General features: G+C 71.6%; 10 protein-coding genes. 7 read left to right on the top strand and 3 right to left on the bottom strand.

From position 1 onward, the window contains the following. The first annotated feature begins 1,135 nt into the window (after positions 1 to 1,135). The 4 genes from AB0I88_RS35635 (at position 1,136) to fdhA (ending at position 3,652) form a co-directional block, all read left to right on the top strand. The gene (locus AB0I88_RS35635; RefSeq protein ID WP_361035194.1) at positions 1,136 to 1,624 is read left to right on the top strand and encodes a DoxX family protein; all 489 of its coding nucleotides are present in this window, start codon (positions 1,136 to 1,138) and stop codon (positions 1,622 to 1,624) included. Between the two features lie 57 nt (positions 1,625 to 1,681). Further along, the gene (locus AB0I88_RS35630) at positions 1,682 to 2,047 is read left to right on the top strand and encodes a hypothetical protein (RefSeq protein ID WP_361035191.1); all 366 of its coding nucleotides are present in this window, start codon (positions 1,682 to 1,684) and stop codon (positions 2,045 to 2,047) included. Between the two features lie 95 nt (positions 2,048 to 2,142). Further along, positions 2,143 to 2,340: a hypothetical protein gene (locus AB0I88_RS35625; RefSeq protein WP_361035188.1), complete on the top strand. Its 198-nt coding sequence runs from the start codon at positions 2,143 to 2,145 to the stop codon at positions 2,338 to 2,340. Between the two features lie 79 nt (positions 2,341 to 2,419). Next, complete coding sequence (fdhA, locus tag AB0I88_RS35620) at positions 2,420 to 3,652, top strand: formaldehyde dehydrogenase, glutathione-independent (protein WP_361035185.1); 1,233 nt, start codon at positions 2,420 to 2,422, stop codon at positions 3,650 to 3,652. 13 nt (positions 3,653 to 3,665) lie between these two features. On the opposite strand, the gene AB0I88_RS35615 is transcribed toward fdhA, so the two are convergent. Continuing rightward, positions 3,666 to 3,842: a hypothetical protein gene (locus tag AB0I88_RS35615; RefSeq protein WP_361035182.1), complete on the bottom strand. Its 177-nt coding sequence runs from the start codon at positions 3,840 to 3,842 to the stop codon at positions 3,666 to 3,668. A gap of 128 nt (positions 3,843 to 3,970) precedes the next feature. Here AB0I88_RS35615 and AB0I88_RS35610 point away from each other — a divergent pair, with 128 nt between their 5' ends. Both AB0I88_RS35610 and AB0I88_RS35605 read left to right on the top strand, forming a co-directional pair. Next, entirely contained in the window at positions 3,971 to 4,414 is a 444-nt protein-coding gene (locus AB0I88_RS35610) for a hypothetical protein (protein ID WP_361035179.1), read from the top strand. Beyond that, a complete protein-coding gene (locus AB0I88_RS35605; protein WP_361035176.1) occupies positions 4,411 to 4,734 on the top strand; it encodes a transcriptional regulator in 324 nt (107 codons plus the stop codon). The genes AB0I88_RS35610 and AB0I88_RS35605 overlap by 4 nt, the downstream gene beginning before the upstream one ends. Here AB0I88_RS35605 and AB0I88_RS35600 read toward each other — a convergent pair. After that, positions 4,725 to 5,867: a 12-oxophytodienoate reductase gene (locus AB0I88_RS35600; protein WP_361035173.1), complete on the bottom strand. Its 1,143-nt coding sequence runs from the start codon at positions 5,865 to 5,867 to the stop codon at positions 4,725 to 4,727. The genes AB0I88_RS35605 and AB0I88_RS35600 overlap by 10 nt on opposite strands. Before the next feature lie 61 nt (positions 5,868 to 5,928). On the opposite strand from AB0I88_RS35600, the gene AB0I88_RS35595 reads away from it, so the two are divergent. Beyond that, complete coding sequence (locus AB0I88_RS35595; RefSeq protein WP_361035170.1) at positions 5,929 to 6,288, top strand: MerR family transcriptional regulator; 360 nt, start codon at positions 5,929 to 5,931, stop codon at positions 6,286 to 6,288. On the opposite strand, the gene AB0I88_RS35590 is transcribed toward AB0I88_RS35595, so the two are convergent. Then, entirely contained in the window at positions 6,266 to 8,161 is a 1,896-nt protein-coding gene (locus tag AB0I88_RS35590) for a metallophosphoesterase family protein (protein ID WP_361035167.1), read from the bottom strand. The genes AB0I88_RS35595 and AB0I88_RS35590 overlap by 23 nt on opposite strands. Between the last annotated feature and the right edge of the window lie 9 nt (positions 8,162 to 8,170).

Genomic DNA, 8,170 nt, shown 5'->3' with positions numbered 1-8,170 from the left:
TGGACGGAATGGCGGGCGAGTCCCCGTCCGGGGAGACGGGACACGGATTTCGGCTATCTGTGTTCCGCAGACGTGACACCCGCAACGGGTGTCGTCACACCCGCTACGGGTGTCACGTTCTCCGAGCGCACATCGCTCTGCACGCCGGCCCTCCGACCACCGGACGGCAGGGCGGCAGGCGGCAGGGTGGCAGGGCGCCGGGGTGGCGAGGTGGCGGGGTGGCGGGGCGGCGGGGTGGCAGGGCGGCAGGCGGCAGGCGGCAGGGTGGCGGGGCGCCGGGGTGGCAGGGCGGCGGGGTGGCGGGGTGGCGGGGTGCCAGGGTGCCAGGGTGGCAGGGCGGTGGGGCGGTGGGGCGGTGGGGTGGCAGGGCGGTGGGGTGGCAGGGTGCCAGGGCGTACCCTCGGTGCGCTGTGGGCGCCCGCCCGGCGGGCAGATGGGGCCGTGCGATTCGGCGCGCGCAGGGCCCTGCGCGGTCGCTCACGAGTGTCACAGCGCGCCGTCGGTGCGCTGTGCGCCATCGCCCCGCCCACCCGGCGGGCGTGCAGGCGGGTGGGCGGGGCGGGCGATTTGGCCAGCAGGGTCAGCGTTCAGCGCCAGCCGTGTGGTCCTGGCTGGTCAGGGCCGACCCAGCCCAAAATCGCTGGTCTTGCCTGCCGGCCGGGTGGGCGCGGACAGCGCATCGACTGTGCGTCCCGACCACCGCTGGGACGCTCGCGAGCGATCATGCAGAGCGCTATGGCCGTGCCGGCCGGCGCGTTCGGGCCTGGGGACGGCGCGGGAGAAGCAAATGGCCGGCAGGGATGTCAGGGCTGTCTCGGACGGTTTGAGAGAGCGCCCACGACCAGCCGAACAAGATCGCCACCTGCGAGTGGGCACACCCGCTTCTTTCTCGGGGTGAGCGGCCGGAGGCCGCGCCGATGCGGGTGGACCGGATGCGGGCGCTACGGCCTTGCGCCGCGGTGAGGCCGCGGGCTGCGGACGGGACGGTGCGGGTGCTTCTGTGGACGTCCTCACGCGTACCGGGAAATGGTCTGATCCTGGGTTTGGTGTGCGGGATCACGCGGCGCGGGTGAGACTCCGGATCGTTAGGAGCAGGGCGCGGGAAACGCGTTCGGTGGGGAGAAAGGGAGGCGTGATGTCCCACGGTGATCTGGTGCCGGCTCGTGAAGGGACCCCGGCGCGGGTGCGGATCGCCGTATGGCTGGGCGCGCGCAGCCCGGGCGCGCTGCGCATGACGCTCGGGCTGATCCTGATGATGTTCGGGATGCTGAAATTCGTTCCCGGGGCGTCGCCGGCCGAGGCGCTGGTGATGCGGACCGTGGACCTGCTGACCTTCGGGCTGATCGGCGGGCGTGCCGCCGTCGTCGGCACCGCCCTGGTCGAGGTGGCGATCGGGCTGGTGCTGATCAGCGGCATCGCGCTGCGGGCCGGGCTGGCGCTGCTGCTGCCCGTGCTGGCCGGCATGATGTCGCCGCTCGTGCTCTTCCCGGCCGACCTGTTCCCGGGGTTCCGGCCGACGCTGGAGGCGCAGTACATCATCAAGGACATCGTGTTCGTGGCCGCCGCGGGCGTGCTGATCGCGCATTCGCTCGGGGCCCGGCTCGTGCTTCCCGGACGGCGCTGAACTCGAAACCGGCCCCCGGCGTAGACGGCAGCGAGACGTCACGCCGGGAGGTGCGCGATGGGGCTGTACGGGGACCCGGACGAACTCGACCGGCCGGCCGCCCGGCTTCGGGAGAACGCCGCACGAATCCGCGACGAGGCGGCCACCCACGAAGCGCGCGGGCACGCCACCGCGTGGGTGCCGGACGGGGCGGTCGCCTACCGGGAGCGGCTCAGCCGCGACCGGGCCGAGGTGGAGCGACAGGCCGTCGAGATCGGACATGCGGCCGCTCTGCTCGGCGAGCACGCCGCGAGCGTGCGGCAGATGCCCTGCTCGCCCGCGGCAGCGACGACCTGGCCCTCACCCTCGGCCAGGTCACGCTGGAATGCCACGCCCTCGCGGCCGACCCGGACGTGCTGGCCTCGGCGGTGCTGTCACCGGTGACCGCGGCCCGGGTCGAGGCCCCCTCGTCGAGGCGCTCGACGGGCCGGGCGGGCTGAGCGGCCAGGCCACTACCCCCGCGTGCCGCCGCCAGTGTGATGATCAAGGCGAGCGCGGATGTCGCGACGGTCACCGACGAGGTGCTGTGGGCCGGCGAACTCGAGCCCCTGCGGTCGGTGACCGTCACCGTCTGGGACGAGGCCGACAACCAGCGCAACGAGACCCGGCGCCTCGACTTTTCGGACCGGGCGACGAGGGCCGACCTGGAGGGAAGGTACGGGCCGCGGCCCGTCTAGGCATCATTCGTCACTACTGAGGGTTTTCTTCCCGTCACGCCCCGGAAAGACTGGCCGTGACTATTGAAGGAGGCGCGCCATGGGCAACAGAGCCGTTGTCTACCAGGGCCCCGGACGGGTCGAGGTGTGCGACATCGACTACCCCGGGTACGAGATCAAGGACGGCCCGGGGGTCAACAAGGAGAACGTGGGCCGCCGCACACCGCACGGAGCGATCCTGAAGACCGTGGTCAGCAACATCTGCGGCAGCGACCAGCACATGGTTCGCGGCCGGACCACCGCGCCCGAAGGCCTGGTCCTCGGGCACGAGATCACCGGTGAGGTGGTGGATGTCGGGCCCGATGTGGAGTACGTCCGGGTCGGCGACATCGTGTCGGTGCCGTTCAACATCTCCTGTGGTCGATGTCGCAACTGCAAGGAGCGCAAGACCGGCGTGTGTCTCAACGTCAACCCGGACCGGCCCGGATCGGCGTACGGCTACGTCGACATGGGTGGCTGGGTGGGCGGCCAGGCGGAGTACGTGATGGTTCCGTACGCCGACTGGAACCTGCTTCGCTTCCCCGACCGTGACCAGGCGATGGAGAAGATCCTCGACCTGGCGATGCTCAGCGACATCTTCCCGACCGGCTACCACGGCTGTGTGAGCGCGGGCGTGACCACCGGCTCCACCGTCTACATCGCCGGCGCCGGACCGGTCGGGCTGGCCGCCGCCACGTCGGCGTTCCTGCTCGGGGCGGCGGTCGTCATCGTCGGCGACCTCAACGACGAGCGGCTCGCCCAGGCCCGTGGCTTCGGCTGCGAGACGATCAACGTGGCGCACGGCGATCCGGTCGATCAGGTGCAGCAGATCCTCGGGCGGGCGGCTCCCGCGATCGGGCAGCCGCTGGTCGACTCGGCCGTCGACGCGGTCGGTTTCGAGGCCCGGGGGCACGGGCGGGACTCGTCGACCGAGATGCCGGCGACCGTGCTCAACTCGTTGATGGATCTGACCCGGGCTGGCGGCGCGATCGGCGTACCGGGACTGTATGTGACCGGCGACCCCGGAGGGGTCGATGAGGCCGCGAAGGTGGGCTCGTTGTCGTTGCGGCTCGGTCTGGGCTGGGCGAAGTCGCATTCGTTCGTCACCGGACAGTGCCCGGTGATGAAGTACAACCATCAGCTCATGATGGCGATCCTGCACGACCGGGTGCGGATCGCGCGCAACGTCAACGCCACGCCGATCCCGATGGACGAGGCTCCGCGGGGATACCGGGAGTTCGATCAGGGGGCGGCCCGCAAGTACGTGCTGGACCCGCACGGCGTGCTTTCTTGACGGGTGGTGATCGTCAGGCTCGGCGGTCATCGAACGCCTTGTCGTCGGCCGGGTGCATCCGGCCCAGGTCGGTGATCCTCCGCTGACAGCCGGTCGCGCTGCTGGGAACCGTCCGCTGGACGGCCTCCGGCAGCGCGATCTCTTCCTGGTCGGGCCGGGCGAGTGTGCCTCGAGATGGTTGTGCGGTCACCGGTCCGCGTAGGTGAACGGCACCGTGCCGGACGGGTTTCGCGCGTCCGGCACGACTCTTGCCTCTTCGGAAAGAGTAGGTGTATCTTTCCCTGTAGGAAACAGTTGCCTACGGGGAAGGTGTCAGACATGGATGTCGACGAGGCGTCGAAGGCCCTGGCCGAGATGCGTAAGCGCCAGGAGCAGACGCTGCGGCGGGGAAACCCACGCAAGCTGCCGGGCTGGTTCATCTACGGCATGGCGGCGTCGCTCACGCTCGTCTGGTCCAGTGGGGATCTGAGCGGCTGGGCGGCCCTCGCGGTGATCGCCGCCGGGCTCGGCACGACGTTCCTGCTGGCCCGGCGCCTGGAGCGGGTCACCGGCGTGCGGGTGCGCGGCCGTGAGCTGCGGATGATGCCGCTGGTGCTGCTCACCGGCGCCATGGTGGTCACCGCCATCCTGGTCGGCTCGGTGCTGCGGCTGTTCGACGTTCCGGCGGACAGCACCCTCGCCGGGCTGGCGTCGGCGGTCGTCTGGATCGCGGGAGTGGGCCGGGCCCAGGCGGCCGCGGCAACACCACGGGAGCGAGCATGAGCGGGGGCCGACCAGAGGGCTTCAACGAGCTGCTGCATTTTCCGGTCCGGCTGTCCATCGTGTCGCTGCTCGCTCCGGCGGTGCACGTCGAGTTCAGTTATCTGCGGGAGGCGACCGGGCTCAGCGACTCGGCGCTGAGCAAGCAGCTGACCAGCCTTCAGGAGGCGGGCTACGTGGAGGTCCGCCGCACCGGGCGCCGGGCCACCGCCCGGCTCACCACCGAGGGCCGCCGGGCACTGAACGAGCACGCCGCCGCGCTGCGCGCCCTGCTCGGTGCCGCCCTCGACGAGGCCCCACCGGACGGGGCGCTTCAGAAATAGACGTCCTCGTGGGACTTCTCGTAGTCGCGGATCTCGGTGTGCCGGCCCGTGGTGACCAGGTGGGCCCAGGCGGGGTTGCCGAGCAGGATCCGGCCCACGGCGACCAGGTCGAACTCGCCGGCGCCCAGGCCTTCGACAAGGCGCGACATCTGGGGGAAATCTCTGGTCAGGCCGACCGAGCCGACGGTGATCGACGGGAGACCGGTCAGCTTCCTGGCCCAGCCGGCCAGGTTGAGCGGGGAGCCGGGGAAGGCCGGTTCCCAGAAGCGGCGCTGGGAGGCGTGGAAGGCGTCGGCGCCGGCGTCCGCGAGGACCGTGAGGATCTCGGCCAGCTCGGCGGGAGAACCGGCGATACGGGCCTGGTAGTCGCGTTCTTTGAACTGTGAAAAGCGGACAATGACCGGCATGGTGGACGGCAGTTCGGCGCGGACCGCGCGGATCACCTCGGCCGGAAAGGCGGCACGCCGGGCGGGAGACCCGCCGAAGGCGTCGGTGCGGTGGTTGGTGGCCGGCCAGAGGAACTCGTCGAGCAGGTAACCGTGGGCGCCGTGGATCTCGACGGCGTCGAAACCGGCGCGGGCCGCCACCCGGGCCGACGCGGCGAACGCGGCCACGACGGTGTCGATGTCGGCGGTGGTCATGGTGTGGCCGCCGATGCCGGACGGGGTCCAGGCCTCGACGCCGTCGACCGGGCGGCGCTCGCTGCCGAGATGCCAGAGCTGCGTGGCGATCCGGCCGCCCGCGGCGTGGACCGCCGCGGTGACGCCGCGCCAGCCGTCCTCCGCCGGGCCCGCCGTCATGCGCGGCACCGTGGTCTCATGGCTCGCGCTCGGATGGCCGACCAGGGTGCCTTCGGTGACGATCAGGCCGACATCGTTCTGGGCCCGGCGGCGGTAGTAGTCGGCGACCTCCGCGGTGGGCACCCCACCGGGAGAGCGGAAACGGGTCATCGGCGCCATCACGAAACGGTTGGGCAGGTCCAGCCCGGCGAACCGGAACGGGGTGGTCAGAGCGGGCGCGGCTGTGAAGGGCGTGGCCGCCGAGATGGGCGCGACGGCGACGCGTGCGGAGGTGGGCGCGGCGGCCGGGGTGACGGCGGCGGTCAGAGCGGGTGAGGCGGTTGTGGTGGTCATGGCGTCACGCTAAAACTTGACACTGATGTCAGGGTCAAGCGTTGTGAGCCGGGAGACAGTGATGCGGATCGGGGAACTCAGCGCCGCGACCGGCGCGAGCGCGCGGTCGCTGCGCTACTACGAGGAACAGGGCCTGCTCAGCAGCGAGCGGGGTACGGGCGGACAGCGGCACTATGCGCCGCCGGCGACCGAGCGGGTCGAGCTGATCCGGACGCTGCTCGCCGCCGGCCTGTCCACCGCCACCATCCGGGACGTGCTGCCCTGCGTGGCCGACGAGGCCATCCGGACGCCGTGGCTGGCGGCCCGGCTCGGCGAGGAGCTGCGCCGGGTGGAGAAGCAGATGGCCGAGTTGCGCCGCACCCGGGACATCCTGGCCGGTCTGGTGGATCGTTACGCCGTCAGCGAGCAGGAGCGGCGGTGACCGGACCACGGCCGGCGATCCGGGCGAGGACGATCCGGTCGATCTCGGTGTAGGGCTGCTTGGTGCCGGGCAGGGCGTCGGCCAGCGTTCGCACGGTCAGCGTCGTCGTCTGACCTGGTGCGGCGGGGACCACGTCGATCGCCAGGAAGGCGTAGGCGTCGTAGCGGACCTGGGACCAGTCGATGGCTTCGGGCACCCGTACCCCGGCTTTCTGCCCGGCCTTGCCGATCACCGTCGTGGCGCCGGACCAGAGATAGCTGTTGGCGACGCTGACGGTGTTGTTCTCCGGATTCTTCGGACGGTAACCGCGGTAGCGTTCGCCTTCGGGGAGCTTGCGGGCACCGGACGGTTTCACCCCGGGCGGGGCGGGGGCCTCGGGGCCGGGCGCCGGGCGGAACGGGTAGCGCGGCCGGCCGCCGGAGCCGGCGCAGATGTAGGTGACACCGTCGTCGGCCGGGCGGATGGTGGCGCCGTCCGGGGCGGAGCGGGTCTTGCGGCCGAAGCGGATCGGGTCGGTGCGCTCGAACTGGTGGTTGTGACCCTGGATGGCCAGGTCCACCCGGTATCTCGAGAACAGCGGGTCGAGGGCGTCGCGGACGCCGCCGTCGGAGGCGTGGTTGTTCGACGTCGCGTAGGCGCACTGGTGGAAGAACGCGACGATGAAGTCGACCGCGGTCCCGGATCGCCATTCCCGCAGCACCGACTCCACCCAGCGCACCTGCCGGCCGCCCGAGTATCCGGTGTTGGTCTGCAACTCGGCGGACAGGTCGTTCGCGTCGACGGCCAGGAAGCCGACGTTGCCGTAGACGAACCGGTACGCCGACGGGCAGGATTTGGGGCCGTTGCCGGGCAGGTCGAGCCGGGCGAGGTGGCCGCCGTAACCGTGGTTGCCGTGGATCGGCTCCATGTCGTGGTTGCCGGTGGTGAACATCCACGGGACGTAGGCGGCCAGCGGCTCGATCTGGTCGAAGAACACGTCCCAGACGTACGGGTTGAACATGTTCCGGCCGGGCGGCGCCGTGCGGGACATGGCCATGCTGTCGTCGGCGGGCAGGCCGCTGCCGCTCGGGTTGGCGTAGCAGATGTCCCCGGCGAGCAGCGCGAAAACCGGTCGCTGGGTGCGCATCAGGTTGACCTGGGTGAGCGCCGGCCACGGGTCGGAGCCGCGGGCCCCCGCCACCGGGTCGGTGCTCAGGTAGGAGTTGTTGTCGAAGACGCCGGACGGCCAGGTGCCACCGGCGCGGCGGACCACGGCCGGCTGCTGATGCCAGGAGTGGCGTGGATCGGTCGGCGCGGTGTGCGTGCCGACGTCGGCGAAGGCGGTGAACGTGAACGGCGCGGTCACCGGGCCGGGCGCGGCGGTGAAGTGCGCGTCCCCGGTCACGGTGCCGTCGGAGAGCCTGATCCGGTAATGGTGCACGGCGCCCGGTGTCAGCCGGTCCATCACCGCCTTGACGTAGAACTGGCTGCACACCGGGCCGCCGATGATCGCGTCGCGGCCGGTCAGATGCCGGATCTCGGCGTCGAATCGGGTCCCGTAGTCGCCCGGCGCGGTCCCCACCTCGACGATCGCGCGCAACCCGGCCGGCAGGCCACCGGTGCGGCTCACGAGTTGCGCGGTGACCGCCATCGCCTTCCGCGGCACGCCGTCCGGGCCGGGCACGAACGACAGGTGACGGCCGGAGAGCACCACCCCGCCGGTCCCGGCCGTGCCGCCGGCGGCGGCGAAAGCCGCGCCGGCCAGCCGGTACTGGGCGTACACCAGACCGCCGCCGGCCAGGACGGCCCGCATCGCGGACCGCCGGCTGACCCGGGACCGGGCCAGAAGCCGGTCGTTCAGCTCGGTGTACTCGTCGATCGTCTCGGGACCCATGCCCGATAT

The sequence above is a fragment of the Actinoplanes sp. NPDC049802 genome, from assembly GCF_040656595.1.
Taxonomy (GTDB): Bacteria; Actinomycetota; Actinomycetes; order Mycobacteriales; family Micromonosporaceae; genus Actinoplanes.
This window is presented reverse-complemented; position numbering and strand designations above follow the sequence as displayed.